This window comes from Paenibacillus sp. FSL R10-2771, from assembly GCF_038000205.1.
Taxonomy (GTDB): Bacteria; Bacillota; Bacilli; order Paenibacillales; family Paenibacillaceae; genus Paenibacillus_AQ; species Paenibacillus_AQ phytohabitans.
This window is the reverse complement of record NZ_JBBOBM010000001.1, coordinates 7,329,973-7,344,204: the sequence shown is the minus strand read 5'-3', so window position 1 is coordinate 7,344,204 and position 14,232 is coordinate 7,329,973. Positions and strand designations below refer to the sequence as shown.

At 51.4% G+C, this 14,232-nt stretch carries 12 protein-coding genes and 1 other RNA gene; 12 read left to right on the top strand and 1 reads right to left on the bottom strand.

Features of this window, described 5'->3' with window-relative positions:
• The first annotated feature begins 33 nt into the window (after window positions 1-33).
• The 3 genes from NSU14_RS31770 to argS all read left to right on the top strand — a co-directional run bounded on the left by NSU14_RS31770 (window position 34) and on the right by argS (window position 2,944).
• Window positions 34-702 (top strand): GNAT family N-acetyltransferase, encoded by a 669-nt coding sequence (locus NSU14_RS31770; RefSeq protein WP_340948457.1) that lies wholly within the window; start codon window positions 34-36, stop codon window positions 700-702.
• A gap of 116 nt (window positions 703-818) precedes the next feature.
• On the top strand, window positions 819-1,262 hold the full coding sequence (locus tag NSU14_RS31765; protein ID WP_042132726.1) for a DUF1934 domain-containing protein: 444 nt from the start codon (window positions 819-821) through the stop codon (window positions 1,260-1,262).
• Window positions 1,259-2,944: an arginine--tRNA ligase gene (gene argS, locus NSU14_RS31760; RefSeq protein ID WP_076248762.1), complete on the top strand. Its 1,686-nt coding sequence runs from the start codon at window positions 1,259-1,261 to the stop codon at window positions 2,942-2,944. The genes NSU14_RS31765 and argS overlap by 4 nt, the downstream gene beginning before the upstream one ends.
• Window positions 2,945-3,034: 90 nt before the next feature.
• On the opposite strand, the gene NSU14_RS31755 is transcribed toward argS, so the two are convergent.
• The gene (locus tag NSU14_RS31755; RefSeq protein ID WP_042132728.1) at window positions 3,035-4,234 is read right to left on the bottom strand and encodes a S8 family peptidase; all 1,200 of its coding nucleotides are present in this window, start codon (window positions 4,232-4,234) and stop codon (window positions 3,035-3,037) included.
• A 420-nt stretch (window positions 4,235-4,654) separates the two neighbouring features.
• Here NSU14_RS31755 and rpoE point away from each other — a divergent pair, with 420 nt between their 5' ends.
• From rpoE to ffs, 9 genes are all read left to right on the top strand, one after another.
• Window positions 4,655-5,218, top strand: coding sequence for a DNA-directed RNA polymerase subunit delta (rpoE, locus tag NSU14_RS31750; protein WP_039309628.1), 564 nt, complete (start codon window positions 4,655-4,657; stop codon window positions 5,216-5,218).
• A 408-nt stretch (window positions 5,219-5,626) separates the two neighbouring features.
• Window positions 5,627-7,234 carry a CTP synthase gene (locus NSU14_RS31745; RefSeq protein ID WP_039309630.1) on the top strand — a complete coding sequence of 536 codons (1,608 nt, stop codon included), beginning with the start codon at window positions 5,627-5,629 and terminating at the stop codon, window positions 7,232-7,234.
• A 342-nt stretch (window positions 7,235-7,576) separates the two neighbouring features.
• Entirely contained in the window at window positions 7,577-7,963 is a 387-nt protein-coding gene (locus NSU14_RS31740) for a response regulator (RefSeq protein WP_042132729.1), read from the top strand.
• Window positions 7,964-8,169: 206 nt separating this feature from the next.
• Window positions 8,170-9,024 (top strand): class II fructose-1,6-bisphosphate aldolase, encoded by an 855-nt coding sequence (fba, locus tag NSU14_RS31735; protein WP_039309634.1) that lies wholly within the window; start codon window positions 8,170-8,172, stop codon window positions 9,022-9,024.
• A 246-nt stretch (window positions 9,025-9,270) separates the two neighbouring features.
• Entirely contained in the window at window positions 9,271-10,524 is a 1,254-nt protein-coding gene (locus NSU14_RS31730) for a UDP-N-acetylglucosamine 1-carboxyvinyltransferase (RefSeq protein WP_039309636.1), read from the top strand.
• Between the two features lie 166 nt (window positions 10,525-10,690).
• Window positions 10,691-12,049, top strand: coding sequence for a transcription termination factor Rho (gene rho, locus NSU14_RS31725; RefSeq protein WP_042132730.1), 1,359 nt, complete (start codon window positions 10,691-10,693; stop codon window positions 12,047-12,049).
• Window positions 12,050-12,074: 25 nt separating this feature from the next.
• A complete protein-coding gene (locus tag NSU14_RS31720; RefSeq protein WP_042132731.1) occupies window positions 12,075-13,352 on the top strand; it encodes a radical SAM protein in 1,278 nt (425 codons plus the stop codon).
• A gap of 123 nt (window positions 13,353-13,475) precedes the next feature.
• Window positions 13,476-13,673 carry a 50S ribosomal protein L31 gene (gene rpmE, locus NSU14_RS31715; protein WP_039309646.1) on the top strand — a complete coding sequence of 66 codons (198 nt, stop codon included), beginning with the start codon at window positions 13,476-13,478 and terminating at the stop codon, window positions 13,671-13,673.
• A 60-nt stretch (window positions 13,674-13,733) separates the two neighbouring features.
• An RNA gene (ffs, locus tag NSU14_RS31710) (signal recognition particle sRNA large type) lies at window positions 13,734-14,002 on the top strand.
• Window positions 14,003-14,232: the final 230 nt, after the last annotated feature.

Genomic DNA, 14,232 nt, shown 5'->3' with positions numbered 1-14,232 from the left:
AACTACAATCGGTATTGGAGGAGAGCCCTTACTATGGAATATAGAAGGATTACAAATGTAGCCGATCCTTTGTTCAGACAAGTACATCCGCTGCTGTCCGAAGTATTTCCACCCGAGGAAGTGCTGGAATACAGCTTATGGAAGGAACCCTTGGAGGATCCCGGCATTCGTGTGTTCACCGCAGTGCATGAAGGTACAGTTGCCGGCACCACGGAATACCGTTACTATGCGGACTGGAATGTGGCGATGACCGATTTCACTATAATTGGCCGGGAGGGGCTGGGCGTAGGCCGCTTTCTGGCACAGCACCGGCTGAAGGATCTGCAGAAGCTGGCGGCTGACAATGGCAGGGAGCTGTTCGGAATGTTCGCCGAGATTTATGATCCTTACAGGGTAGAGCATGACTTCGGGGGGATTAAGCCGATGGACCCGTTTGTGCGCCGCGAAGTGCTGTCGCATCTGGGGTATAAGCGGATCGATTTTCCGTATGTCCATCCTTCCTGGCAGGGTGACGGGGAGGCGGTATCCGGTCTGGATCTATGCTTTATGCCCGGAAATGAAGAGCTGGAGGAGATCGGGGCGCCGCTCGTTGCTGATTTTCTGACCCGTTATTACGCAGTGCTGGAAGATAAGCCGGAGTCGTGGACCTCCATGGTGGAGCAGCTTAGAAGCAGAGAGCACTTGGCGCTGCTGCCGCTGTAATTATTTTTGCCGGAGAAATAGCCATTGAACTACTCTTCCGGATCAGGATATAGTGTACAATGGGAAAGCGAATATGACCTTAATGAATATTAGTATGAATAAGTGAGGAACGTGCAATGACTGAAGGACAGCAAGGCAAATATGCCGTTAGCGTAACGCTGGAAAGCGTGCAGGGCGGTGAGCGGAGTGTGGTGCAAAGCGCAGGGGAAGCCATTATGAAAGGGCAATTCCTGTATATCCGCTATGAAGAAACGCAGCCAGGACCTCAGGGCGGTGAAGTTTCTGTGCGCAACACCCTGAAGATTTCGGACAGTGGAATCAAGCTAATCCGCCATGGCGGTGTCCAGTCGGAGCAATCCTTTGAGCCGGGCCAGCGTCTGCCGGGGTTCTACCGCTCGCCTTATACACAGTTTAATCTCATCACTGATACCCGGAAGCTCAACATCATACGCGCCGGAAGGAAGCTTGCGGTTACATGGGAGTACGACTTGTACGTTTATGATGAGTTATCAGGACAGTTCGCTATAAGTTTGAATATACAGGAGGAACCACAATCATGACACAAAGTTTAAATCCGCTTCAGCTAGCCAATGAACGGGTGAAAGAGGCTATTGCCGAGGCTATCGTAGCTGCCGGCCTGGTGTCCCGGGAAGAGCTTCCGGCTATCGTGCTGGAAGTACCCAAAGACAAGGCGCATGGAGATATGGCTACGAATGCCGCTATGCAGCTTACCAAAATTGCCAAACGCAATCCGCGGCAAATCGCTGAGGCCATTATCGAGCACCTGGATACCGGCAGCGCTTCTATTGAGAAGGCGGAAATTGCCGGTCCGGGGTTTATCAACTTCACGTTATCCAAAAGCTATCTGTATCCTGTTATTGCCCTCGTTGCCGAGCAGGGTGACGATTATGGCCGCGTAGAGATCGGTAAAGGGCAGAAGGTGGAAGTGGAATTCGTCAGCGCGAATCCTACAGGCAGCCTGCACTTGGGCCATGCCCGCGGAGCAGCTGTCGGGGATGCGCTCTGCAACGTGCTGGATTACGCCGGTTACAAGGTAACGCGCGAGTACTATATTAACGACGCCGGTAACCAGGTCGCCAATCTGTGCAAATCGATCGAGACCCGTTACCTGCAGGAGCTGGGCCAGCCGGCTGAGATGCCGGAGGACGGCTATCACGGGGAAGATATCAAAGGCTTCGCCAAAGAGCTTGTCGCTGAGAAGGGTGACTCCCTGCTTGCAATGACCCCGGGCGACCGCGCTGCGTTCTTCCGCACCTATGGTCTTGCCAAGGAACTGGACAAAATCAAACGCGACCTCAGCCGTTTCCGGGTCAACTTCGATATTTGGTTCAGCGAAACCTCCCTGTACGAGAACGGTGAAGTGCTGCGTTCGCTTGACGAGCTCCGGGAACGCGGTGAAGTATATGAAGAAGAAGGCGCCACCTGGCTGCAGACCACCAAATACGGCGACGACAAAGACCGCGTGCTGATCAAGAATGACGGTACATACACGTACCTCACACCGGATATTGCCTACCATAGCGACAAATACGGCCGCGGCTACGACAAAATGATTAACATCTGGGGAGCTGACCACCACGGCTACATTCCGCGGATGAAGGCCGCCATGTCGGCGCTGGGCAATGATCCCGAGAAGCTGGTCGTGCTGATTGCCCAAATGGTCAGCCTGTTCCAGAATGGCGAGAAGGTCAAAATGTCCAAGCGTACCGGCAAGGCCGTTACGATGGAAGACCTGATGGAAGAAGTTGGCCTTGACGCCATCCGTTACTTCTTCACGATGCGCAGTATGGATTCTCATCTGGACTTTGACATGGATCTGGCGATTTCGACATCTAATGAGAACCCCGTATTTTATGTCCAGTATGCACATGCGCGCATTTGCAGCATTTTCCGCCAGGCGGAAGAGCAGGGCATTGTGCTGCCGGATACTGGCGACATTGACTACAGCAAGCTGACCGCTGTTCATGAATACGACCTGCTCCGCAAAATCGGTGAGCTGCCGGCGGAAATTACGATTGCTGCCGAAGGTTATGCACCGCACCGCCTGGTCCGTTACGTGTATGATCTGGCTTCGCTGTTCCACAGCTACTACAAGGCAGAGCGCGTAATCACCGAGGACGCCGCTCAGACTGTAGCCCGTCTTGCCCTGCTGGGCGCGGCGCGGACGACGATTGCCAACGTCCTGCGTCTGGTTGGCGTTACCGCACCGGACCGGATGTAACCATAGCATGATGCAAAGCGCCGCCCCCGGTAACAGGGGCGGCGCTTTGCATCATGGGCTTGCTGGCTGAGGCGGCAGCACCGCCGCATGCTAAGCCTTCGCCGCTGCTGCGGCTTTGGCGGTGCTGCTGCTGCCGCTGCTGCGCCGCGCCCGGGCGCCTGCGCGCAGCAGGCGCAGCGCATCGGCCGCGCCGCCGCCCAGGGAGGCGCGGCGCTGGCCCTTGCGCAGCCGCACCGGCGAGGCTGTGCGGCGCAGGAGCAGCTTCAGCTCGCGGGGCGACAGCCCCGGCCGCAGCGCGAGCAGAAGGGCCGCGGCACCGGTGACATGCGATGTCGCCATAGAGGTGCCGCTCATTTCTTTATACCCCTCCCGCAGCCAGCAGGAGGGGATGCCCTCGCCCGGACCGTATACGTCGATATACGGTCCGCGGTTGCTGAAGGCGGCGACGCGCTGCCTTCTGTCCAGGGCGCCTACGGCAATAGTCTCCGGATAGCGCGCGGGGTAATCCCCGCCGCGCTTGCCGTCGTTGCCGCTGGAGGCGATGATGGCAATCCCGGCCCGGTAGGCCTTGATCACCACATCATGCAGGGCTTTGCTTCTGTTTTTCATCCCGAAGCTCATGTTAATGATATCGATCTTGTTCTGCACGCACCAATCGATGCCCAGGACAATATCAGAAACATAGGCAGAGCCGCTGTGGTCAAAAGCCTTGACCGGATAGATCAGCGCCCTGGGGGCTACGCCCATCATGCCGCGCGTCCCTCCGGCTGCAGCCAGGGTGCCGGCAATATGTGTGCCGTGGCCATTGTCATCGAGCGGCATCATACCGCGGTTCAGCAGATTGACCCCGGAAGCGAGGGAATGCTTCAGATCGGGATGGCGGAAGTCCACGCCCGTATCGATGACGCCGATCTTCACATGAACTCCCGTAGATTTGGACCAGGCCTGCGGGGCGTGAATCGACTTGACCCCCCAGGGCATCATGGCAGAACCGCTTTTATCCGGTGCCACGGAGTGAACCTGAATCCGGTGATCTTCTTCTATACATAGGGAATCAGCATAACGGTCCATCAGCTTTCCTGCTCCGGCGGCGGGCACGAAGAAGGCCCGGATCAGCGTAGATACCTGAACCTGCCGCAGCCCCGGCGTTTTGGTCTTAAGTGATTTCCACTGGGATAGCGCTCCGGCATACATGCGGGGATCGTTGAAGGTCACAATACGCCGCTGGGCATTTGTGGGGGCAGCCTTAATCTCTTCAAGCAGCATCTGCCAAAATCCGTAATAATCCATAAGTTACGCCGTCCCCTCCTCGGTGCCGTGCTGCCATATAGTATGAAAAGAGGCAGACGTCCGAATGGGAACTTGCCCTTTTTTAGCGAAATGGGCTGCCCATCGTGTCAAAAGGCGGAGGATTACATAAAATGAACAGAAGGGAACCGCAAGGCCCCTTTGCAACATCCCGTAAGGAGCCGATCCTTGGCGTGGATACAGTCATGTGCGGAGGGTTTCCCTCCGCCTTTTTGAATTTAGGGGAATCATTTGGGTTATATAGAGGTTACGGATAATCAGCCCTCCTGCGTTTTCCCGCAGAAGCGGGTGTATTAGACTTGCAATTTGCACGCAAATAGGTTTTACTTAGGTTTGTTAATGGATATCATGAATTAAGCATGATTTGTAATGTGAACAATGCGTGAGAGGAAGTGTCCTTTAGTGAGTACGCCACTCAATTTAAAGCTGGACCCTGAGAAAGTTAAAGAAATACCGATGGTCGACCTGGCTTTCCTGGTGCTTAAGGCAGCCAATACGCCTTACTACTACCGTGATCTGATGGTCGAGGTAGCCAAGCTGCGCGGGATGACCGATCAAGAGAGCCAAGATACTATTGCACAGTTATATACCGAGATTAACATTGACGGGCGTTTTGCCTGTGTCGGAACCAACCTTTGGGGCCTGAAACGCTGGTACCCGCTGGAACGCTCCGATGATCCTGTCGGCAACACCAAACGCGTACGTATCATCAACGATGAGGACGACGATTTGGAAGATGACGACTTTGCCGAAGAAGAAGAGAATTACGCTGCGGAGGAAGAGGATTTCGATGCGATTGATGAAGATCGCGACGACCTCTATTCTGACGACGACAGCGAAGAGGAAGTTGACGAAGATGTTGTCATTGATGAAGATGACATTGACGAAGACGAAGCGGATGAGGAAGATTCCGAAGACGGCGAAGAAGACGAAGCCGATGATGAGGAAGAGGACGAGAAATTTTAGAATAGTCTTTCCGGCGGTGTAATTCGTCCCTTGACAGGGGCAGGACCGTCAGAGTAAACTATTGCATGGGCTTATAATGAAAGTTAATATGTTTTCTAAAATAAAAAGTGCCCCGGGTCTACGGGTGTCACTTTTTTGTTTTTTTAAAAGATAAGAATTAATATGCTTCGCGCAATCAATGTTCCTTATCTTTCTCGCTGAAACGGTGCCGTCCTTTAAAGGACGGCAAAGCCGTTTCTACTTGAATGCCAAAAAACTGCGGTTTTCCGTAATTCTGGGGACTCTGGTCTTAAGTTTTGGCGGTTCTGAAGCAACTTTTGGGTTCCCCGGTTTGATGATGGAAAAAAGGGTTACGATAAACAACAAGCGTCCCCTGAATTTCTGGACTTTATTTAGGAGGGTTTTACAGTGACAAAGTATATTTTTGTAACGGGTGGCGTTGTGTCGTCCCTTGGCAAAGGCATCACCGCCGCTTCGCTGGGCAGGCTGCTCAAGAACAGAGGTCTGAAAGTAACGATCCAGAAATTCGATCCTTACATCAACGTAGACCCTGGAACTATGAGTCCTTATCAGCACGGGGAAGTGTTTGTAACCGATGATGGTGCGGAGACTGACCTGGACCTTGGGCATTATGAACGGTTTATTGATATCAATTTGTCGAAGAACAGCAACGTAACCACAGGTAAAATTTATTCCTCCGTTATCAGCAAAGAGCGCCGCGGGGAATATTTGGGCGGCACCGTTCAGGTTATCCCGCATATTACGAATGAAATCAAGGAACGGGTATTCCGCGCTGGCCGTGAGACCGGTTCGGATGTGGTCATTACGGAGATTGGCGGTACTGTAGGGGACATCGAGAGCTTGCCGTTCATGGAAGCGATCCGTCAGATCAAGAGTGACATCGGCCGTGAGAATGTCATGTACATTCATGTTACGCTGATTCCTTACATTAAGGCTGCAGGCGAAGTGAAGACGAAGCCGACACAGCACAGTGTAAAAGAGCTGCGCAGCATCGGAATTCAGCCGAATGTGATCGTGTGCCGTACGGAGTATCCTTTGACCGATGATATGAAGGCCAAGCTTGCTTTGTTCTGCGATATTGATAAGAATGCCGTTGTGGAATGCCGCGACGCTTCAACACTGTATGAAGTTCCGCTTAACCTGCGCGACGAAGGCTTGGACGAGATTGTAGTCAACCACCTGAAGCTGACTACTCCTGCGCCGGATATGCGTGAATGGGAGAGCATGCTGGAACGGATTCAGAAGCTGGAACGTACCGTTGAGATCGCTATTGTCGGTAAATATGTAGCGCTTCATGATGCTTATTTAAGCGTTGTAGAGTCACTGTCGCATGCCGGGTTTGCCTCCAATGCCGAAGTGAAACTCCGGTGGGTGGATGCAGAGCTGGTTACGGATGAGAATGTGGACGAGCTGCTGGGCGGCATCGGCGGCATTCTGGTTCCGGGCGGCTTCGGCGACCGCGGGATCGAAGGCAAAATTTCGGCTATCCGCTATGCGCGTGAGCAGTCCATTCCGTTCTTCGGGATTTGCCTGGGTATGCAGGTGTCTGTGATTGAGTACGGCCGTTCCGTGCTCGGAATGACCGGTGCGAACAGCTCCGAGATCGATCCGGCTACCGCGTATCCGCTGATTGACCTCTTGCCTGAACAGAAGGATATTGAGGATATGGGCGGCACCATGCGCCTCGGACTGTATCCTTGCAAGCTTTCCCCTGGTTCATTGGCGATGTCCTGCTATGATGATGAACTGGTCTATGAACGCCACCGTCACCGGTATGAGTTCAATAACGCTTACCGCGATGAGATGGAGAAGGCAGGTCTGGTCTTCTCCGGAACCTCCCCTGACGGCCGTCTGGTTGAGATTGTTGAGCTGCCGGGTCACCCTTGGTTCCTGTCCGTGCAATTCCATCCGGAATTCACTTCACGTCCGAACCGTCCGCAGCCGCTGTTCCGTGAATTTGTCAAAGCATCGCTTACCCATTCCGAACAGCTGTAATAATTATCTTCAGGGCCTTCCGGTCCTGCGGGAGCCTCCTTACGGGGGCTTTCTTTTTTGGAGATGAAGGAAATATACATTTTACAAAACTTTATTCTTCTATTTTCTCTTGTTATAGATCTCATTTATGATATCTCCCGAATTACAAGGGGGACTGTACTACCGCTTTTTAACTGGAAATACACCTTTATATGGCATAGATTTACGCATTTTAACCAATTAGCAGGATTTTGGCTACAAAGCACGAATAATAGGTTTCGTATAGACTAAGTTGAAGCGGGGCCGTTAGCTGTGAGAGGGCGCGGTATAGACAATCTGCCTTAAATTCTGGGAGGGTATCGTATGGAAAAAAAGAAAGTATTAATTGTCGATGATCAGAATGGAATCCGGATTCTCCTCATGGAAGTGTTTAATAGTGAAGGTTATGCCACCTTTCAGGCAGCTAACGGAAAATTGGCACTCGAGATCGTCAAGAACGAATCGCCGGATATGGTTCTGCTCGATATGAAAATCCCGGGGATGGACGGACTGGAGATCCTCAAGCATTTGAAGGAGCTGAACCCGGCGATCAAAGTGATTATGATGACGGCTTACGGAGAACTGGACATGATCAAAGAAGCGACCAAGCTGGGAGCCCTGATGCATTTCACCAAGCCGTTTGATATCGATGAGATGCGGGTTGCCGTTAATATGCATCTGCACAATAAGTCGGTTGATCAATGCAGCTAGCTTAGAAATGAACAGTTTGGGTAAGTCCTGTTATGGATACGCTAAAGAGGGAAAGTCCCGCAGGAATATGGGCTGGCTGAATATCGTCCCACCGGGACATTTTTTTGTGTATCCTATTTAGTATTTGACACAGGATGTGCTATAATAGGCCTGTATGTGATGTCGGCTTATATAAGCAACTCAAACATTTTAGGAGGATTGAAACCATGCCATTAGTATCTATGACAGACATGTTAACCAAAGCACTTGAAGGAAAATATGCAGTTGGCCAGTTCAACATCAATAACCTGGAGTGGACTCAAGCGATTCTTGGTGCAGCAGAAGAAGAGAAATCACCAGTAATCCTTGGCGTATCCGAAGGTGCAGCTCGTCACATGGGCGGCTTCTACACTGTAGTTAAGATGGTTGAAGGTCTTATTCATGACATGAAAATTACCGTTCCTGTAGCAATCCACTTGGACCACGGTTCAAGCTTTGACAAATGTAAGGATGCAATCGATGCCGGATTTACTTCCGTAATGATCGACGGCTCCCACCACCCAATCGACGAGAACATTGAAATGACCAAGAAGGTCGTTGAATATGCTCATGCTAAAGGTGTTTCTGTAGAAGCTGAAGTTGGTACTGTAGGCGGACAGGAAGATGACGTTATCGGCGGCATCCAATACGCTGACCTTAACGAATGCGTACGCATCGTTAAAGAAACCGGCATCGACACATTGGCTCCGGCACTGGGTTCCGTACATGGTCCTTACCTGGGCGAACCGAACCTTGGATTCAAAGAAATGGAAGAAATTCGTGATGCAGTTAACCTTCCGCTCGTACTTCACGGCGGTACTGGTATTCCTGTACATGACATTCAGAAGTCCATCTCCCTGGGTACTTCCAAGATCAACGTAAACACAGAGAACCAAATCGCGTTTGCCAAAGTAGTCCGCGAAGTTCTGGCTGCTAAACCGGATGCTTACGATCCGCGTACATTCATCGCACCAGGCCGCGAAGCCATCAAACAAACCGTTATTGGCAAAATCCGTGAATTCGGATCCAGCAACAAAGCGTAATTTTAACTCTGCCGCGTAACGGGACAGGTTATTTCCTGCTGTCCCGCCTGCATATCTTTATCAGAAGAGTGCACCGCATAGCCGGTGTCCTTCCGGTAAAGTCATTTCAGATTTCCTCAGAAACGGGTGCCGTCCTTAAGTTAGGGCGGCGCAGCCGTTTCTTCTTCTAATCACCATGTCACCACAAGCCACAGCTGGTATTGCCAGAACAAGCCGCAATACACGTAGGGGGAACCAGATAAATTTATGGAAAAATTAATGATTGGCGGCGGACGTCCGCTAGAGGGCGTTGTAACCATCAGCGGAGCAAAGAATAGCGCAATTGCGCTTATTCCAGCGGCGATTTTGGCGGAATCTGAAGTTGTGCTGGATAACCTGCCTGCTCTTAGTGATGTGGCCGTTTACTCCGAAATTCTGGAGGAGCTTGGCGCGAGTGTATCGTGGACCGGCAGCCAGATGAGAATTAATCCCTCCCGTATCGTATCCATTCCCATGCCTAACGGACCGGTCAAGAAACTCCGGGCTTCTTATTATATGATGGGTGCGCTTCTCGGCAGATTCAAAGAGGCGACGATTGGTCTTCCCGGCGGCTGTAATTTTGAGCCGCGTCCGATTGACCAGCATATCAAAGGCTTTGAAGCGCTTGGTGCGACTGTAACCAACGATCATGGCTCTATTCACTTGTATGCCAAAGAACTGCGTGGTGCCAAGATTTATCTGGATGTATCCAGCGTTGGAGCCACAATAAATATTATGCTGGCGGCCTCACGTGCCAAAGGCTCTACAATTATTGAAAATGCGGCTAAAGAGCCTGAGATTATAGATGTAGCTACCCTATTAAACTCTATGGGCGCTGTTATTAAAGGCGCCGGTACAGAAACGATCCGGATTGAAGGCGTAACTGAAATGCATGGTTGCCGCCATTCCATCATTCCTGACCGAATTCAAGCGGGAACATATATGATTGCCGCTGCGGCAACGCGTGGCAATGTGCTGATAGATAACGTGATTCCCAAGCATCTGGAGGCGCTGACTGCCAAGCTGCTGGAAATGGGAGTAGATATAGAAGAGCTGGATGAGAGTATCCGGGTCATCGGCAGAGCCAAGTACCAGCATGCTGATGTCAAAGCATTGATATACCCCGGCTTCGCCACCGATTTGCAATCTCCGATGACAAGTATGCTAACTCAAGCGGAAGGCGTTAGCGTCTTGAGCGATTTCGTATACAGCAACCGGTTCAAGCATGTCCCTGAATTAGTCCGTATGGGCGCCAAGATTCGCGTCGAAGGGCGTTCTGCAATTATTGAGGGCGGCAAGCTCAATGCCGCGAAGGTGAAGGCTGCCGATTTACGGGCAGGTGCGGCTCTGGTCATTGCCGGACTCACCGTTGAGGAAGGGATTACCGAAGTGACAGGCGTGGAGTATATAGACCGCGGTTATGATAACCTCGTAAGCAACCTGCGCAATTTAGGTGCCGAAGTCTGGCGCGAGAACGAATAAGTATGTACCCGGAACGATTGGAAGGAGCATAATTTGCCTTTAAACTGCATATCTCCTTCCAATTCGGGTAATCCTATCCTAAAAAGCATTTTCATAGACTCATATTTTGCCCGGCAGAGAACGCCGGAAGAACTCATTATAAAAATTGAATAGGTGGTTATCACACATGGATCTTCAAATTTCCGATCTGGAAGAAATGAAGCTGACCGATCTGTATAAGCTGGCTAAGAAATACCAGATCCCTTATTACGGAACGCTCAAGAAGCGGGAGCTGATCTTCGCGATTCTCCGGGCGCAGGCTGAGCAGAGCGGTCTTATGTTTATGGAAGGCGTGCTTGAGATCCTGCCGGAAGGCTACGGTTTCCTTAGACCGATTAACTACTTGCCGAGTGCGGAGGATATTTATATCTCGGCTTCGCAGATCCGCAAGTTTGATCTTAGAAGCGGCGACCTTGTATCCGGGAAATGCCGTACACCCAAAGAGAATGAACGTTATTTCGGATTGCTTCAAGTTAATGCCGTCAATGGTGAGAATCCGGCCAGTGCAGCTGAACGATTACATTTCCCGGCTCTTACACCTCTTTATCCGCAAGACAAGCTGCCGCTTGAAACTTCCTCTGCCCATTTATCTACCCGTATAATGGATTTGCTTGCTCCTGTAGGTTTAGGACAGCGCGGTTTGATTGTAGCACCTCCCAAAGCAGGAAAGACGCTCCTCCTAAAAGAAATTGCCAACAGTATCTCCACTAACAATCCTGAGATCGCATTGTTTGTACTGCTGATTGATGAACGTCCCGAGGAAGTAACGGATATGCAGCGTTCTGTTAAGGGCGAGGTAGTAGCTTCAACGTTCGACGAGCTTCCGGAGAACCATATCAAAGTGGCTGAGCTTGTGCTTCAACGGGCACTGCGTCTGGTCGAGCACAAGAAAGATGTCGTTATTCTGCTGGACAGTATTACCCGGCTGGCCCGTGCTTACAATCTCGTAGTTCCGCCATCCGGCCGGACACTGAGCGGAGGGATTGATCCTGCGGCCTTCCATCGTCCTAAGCGTTTCTTCGGTTCCGCGCGGAACGTAGAAGAAGGCGGAAGCCTGACCATACTTGCAACAGCGCTGATTGATACCGGATCACGCATGGACGATATTATTTACGAAGAATTCAAAGGCACAGGGAACATGGAGCTTCACCTGGACCGCAAGCTGGCAGAACGCCGTATCTTCCCGGCCATCGATATCCGCCGTTCGGGTACACGCCGCGAGGAAGTATTGCTTAGCAAGGAAGAACTGGATACCATCTGGTCAATCCGTAAAAATATGAATGAATCCTACGACTTTGTAGAAGGATTCCTGAAGAAACTGCGTGACACCAAGACGAATGCTGAGTTCCTGGCCTCTTTTGATGTGGCGGGCAACAAGGATTCTTCGTCAGCAAACAGTACCGCCAGCAAAGGCGGGACATCGAACAGCGGCTCATCGGCCCGCCGTACCACGCGGCCCAAGACACCTTCTGTACCTACAACCTGAGAATTGATAACAAGAGGAGACTAACATGTATTTGGTATATGCCGACGGGCAAGGAAACGTATATGATCATCCCGAGCTGTACGGGCTGGCCCGCAGCGGGGATATGATTGTTGAGATACTGGAGGAAGAATTGATCCCGCTGCCTGAAGGCGCTACTCTGGTGGGGCTGCCTAATACGCGGGCAATCGGGATGGATCCCGGGACAGGTGAAATGCTGCCGTTGCCTTTAGGCTCACAGGCTGTTGGAGCGCTGTTGCCGCAGGGCTTTACCCGTCTGTGCCTTCCCGGCTATGTCAAGACAGACAAGACGTATAAGCTTCCGCTCTTCGGTTATTCCGCTGTAGTATGGAAGGATGGCGGATTCTACGTAGCGGCGGATCCTACAGATGATACGGAGCAGTGGAATCCTTTGAATTGTGACCGCGGGGATGTAGAGATTGGCGTCAGTGATTTGACCGCCAAGTACCCGGAGAACCGTCTCTATAATCATCTGTCCAACTGCGCACTGGAATACGAATGCCTGACCTCGTCCAATACCTTCTTGGGCCGCTGGGAAGGTGCTGTTCCGGTCTCCTACTCGTGCAATGCCGGCTGCTTCGGCTGTATCTCGGAACAGCCCGATGACAGCGGGTTTGTGTCGCCGCAGACGCGGATGAACTTCCGTCCTACAGTGAGCGAAGTTTCACAAGTCATGCTGGAGCACCTGAAGACGCCGGAGTCGATTGTAAGCTTTGGACAGGGCTGTGAAGGCGAACCTTCTACCCAGGCGAAGATAATCATTGAGTCCATCCGTGAAGTACGCTCTATTACAGATATGGGTTATATCAATATCAATACGAACGCAGGATTAAGCGATCATATCCGCGGCATTGTGGATGCTGGTCTTGACCTTATGCGGGTCAGTACAATCAGTGCGCTGGATGATCACTATAATGCATACTACAAGCCGCGCGGCTATACTTTGGCTAATGTAGAGAAGTCCCTGAAATATGCAGCTTCACAGGGTGTATATACTTCCATTAACTATTTGATCTTCCCGGGTGTCACGGACCGCGAGGAAGAGATTGAGGCGATGGTTGAGTTCGTCAGACGTACAGATATCAAGCTGATTCAGATGCGGAATCTTAATATTGACCCGGAGAGCTATCTGGAGCTGATTCCTCCCGCTCAAGGTGAGATTCTCGGAATGAAGACGATGCTGGAGATCTTCCGCGAGGAGCTTCCGGATGTTGTGATCGGTTCCTTCACTCATGTTCCGCCTGCAGAACTAGCCCGTGCCAAGCAGCGCAGAGTGCACCAGTAACCGCTGAGTTGAGTCTTGCCAAACCTATTGCAGCCCCCTCAGCTTCCATGCTAAAATGTAGCTTGCGTAATCATATAACTCTAAGCCCGCATGAGGCTTAGGGCGTGAGAGGTGAATATTCAAATGCAAACAGCAATTCAACCCAAGTACAATGTAACTAAGGTGACCTGCGCCTGCGGCAACTCCTTTGAAGCTGGCTCTGCCAAGGAAGAGCTGCGCGTCGAAATTTGCTCCAGCTGCCATCCGTTCTTCACCGGCAAGCAGAAGTTCCTGGATGCCGGCGGCCGAGTTGATAAGTTCAAGAAGAAATACGGCATTTAATTGTTCTTCCATTTTATTGTTAGTTGATTTTTGTCCGGCCGTAGGCTATACTTATCTTCGCCGTGCTAGACGGGGAGGTAGCGGTGCCCTGTAACTCGCAATCCGCTGTAGCGAGGTTGAATTCCTGTTAGAGGTGCTGTCGATGTGAGGCCTTGGTTCCTATGGGCTGTGTTGACGGTTGGGTCCTCCGCAATGAGTGCTTGTGAACCTGGTCAGGTCCGGAAGGAAGCAGCCATAAGTGAGTTTACTCTTGTGCCGGAGGGTGGCCTAGCCCGAGCAGTTTTGTAGGGTTGCCGCTTGGATCGCAGTCATCAATAACGGGTGCACGGTTTAAATACTATTATGATAGCGTCTTTGCCACAAGCGAAGATGCTTTTTGTTTTTGAAAGATAAGAAAGTATATGCTTCATCCTACTTTATCCTAATACTCCCGCTGATACGGATGCCTGAAAGTGATATGAGGTATCGCTGCATCGGAAGCATAGGCCTCGTTAGAGGACGGCGAAAGCGCTTCTGCTTGGTCAAAGACTGGGGAATATAGTATAATAAATTAGCGACA

Bases quoted from the DNA above. Each gene is read 5' to 3' on its own strand.
- NSU14_RS31730 (WP_039309636.1), top strand. From the start codon at position 9,271: ATGGAAAAATTAATGATTGGCGGCGGACGTCCGCTAGAGGGCGTTGTA.
- NSU14_RS31720 (WP_042132731.1), top strand. From the start codon at position 12,075: ATGTATTTGGTATATGCCGACGGGCAAGGAAACGTATATGATCATCCC.
- NSU14_RS31765 (WP_042132726.1), top strand. From the start codon at position 819: ATGACTGAAGGACAGCAAGGCAAATATGCCGTTAGCGTAACGCTGGAA.
- NSU14_RS31755 (WP_042132728.1), bottom strand. From the start codon at position 4,234: ATGGATTATTACGGATTTTGGCAGATGCTGCTTGAAGAGATTAAGGCT.
- argS (WP_076248762.1), top strand. From the start codon at position 1,259: ATGACACAAAGTTTAAATCCGCTTCAGCTAGCCAATGAACGGGTGAAA.
- rpmE (WP_039309646.1), top strand. From the start codon at position 13,476: ATGCAAACAGCAATTCAACCCAAGTACAATGTAACTAAGGTGACCTGC.
- fba (WP_039309634.1), top strand. From the start codon at position 8,170: ATGCCATTAGTATCTATGACAGACATGTTAACCAAAGCACTTGAAGGA.
- rho (WP_042132730.1), top strand. From the start codon at position 10,691: ATGGATCTTCAAATTTCCGATCTGGAAGAAATGAAGCTGACCGATCTG.
- NSU14_RS31740 (WP_042132729.1), top strand. From the start codon at position 7,577: ATGGAAAAAAAGAAAGTATTAATTGTCGATGATCAGAATGGAATCCGG.
- NSU14_RS31770 (WP_340948457.1), top strand. From the start codon at position 34: ATGGAATATAGAAGGATTACAAATGTAGCCGATCCTTTGTTCAGACAA.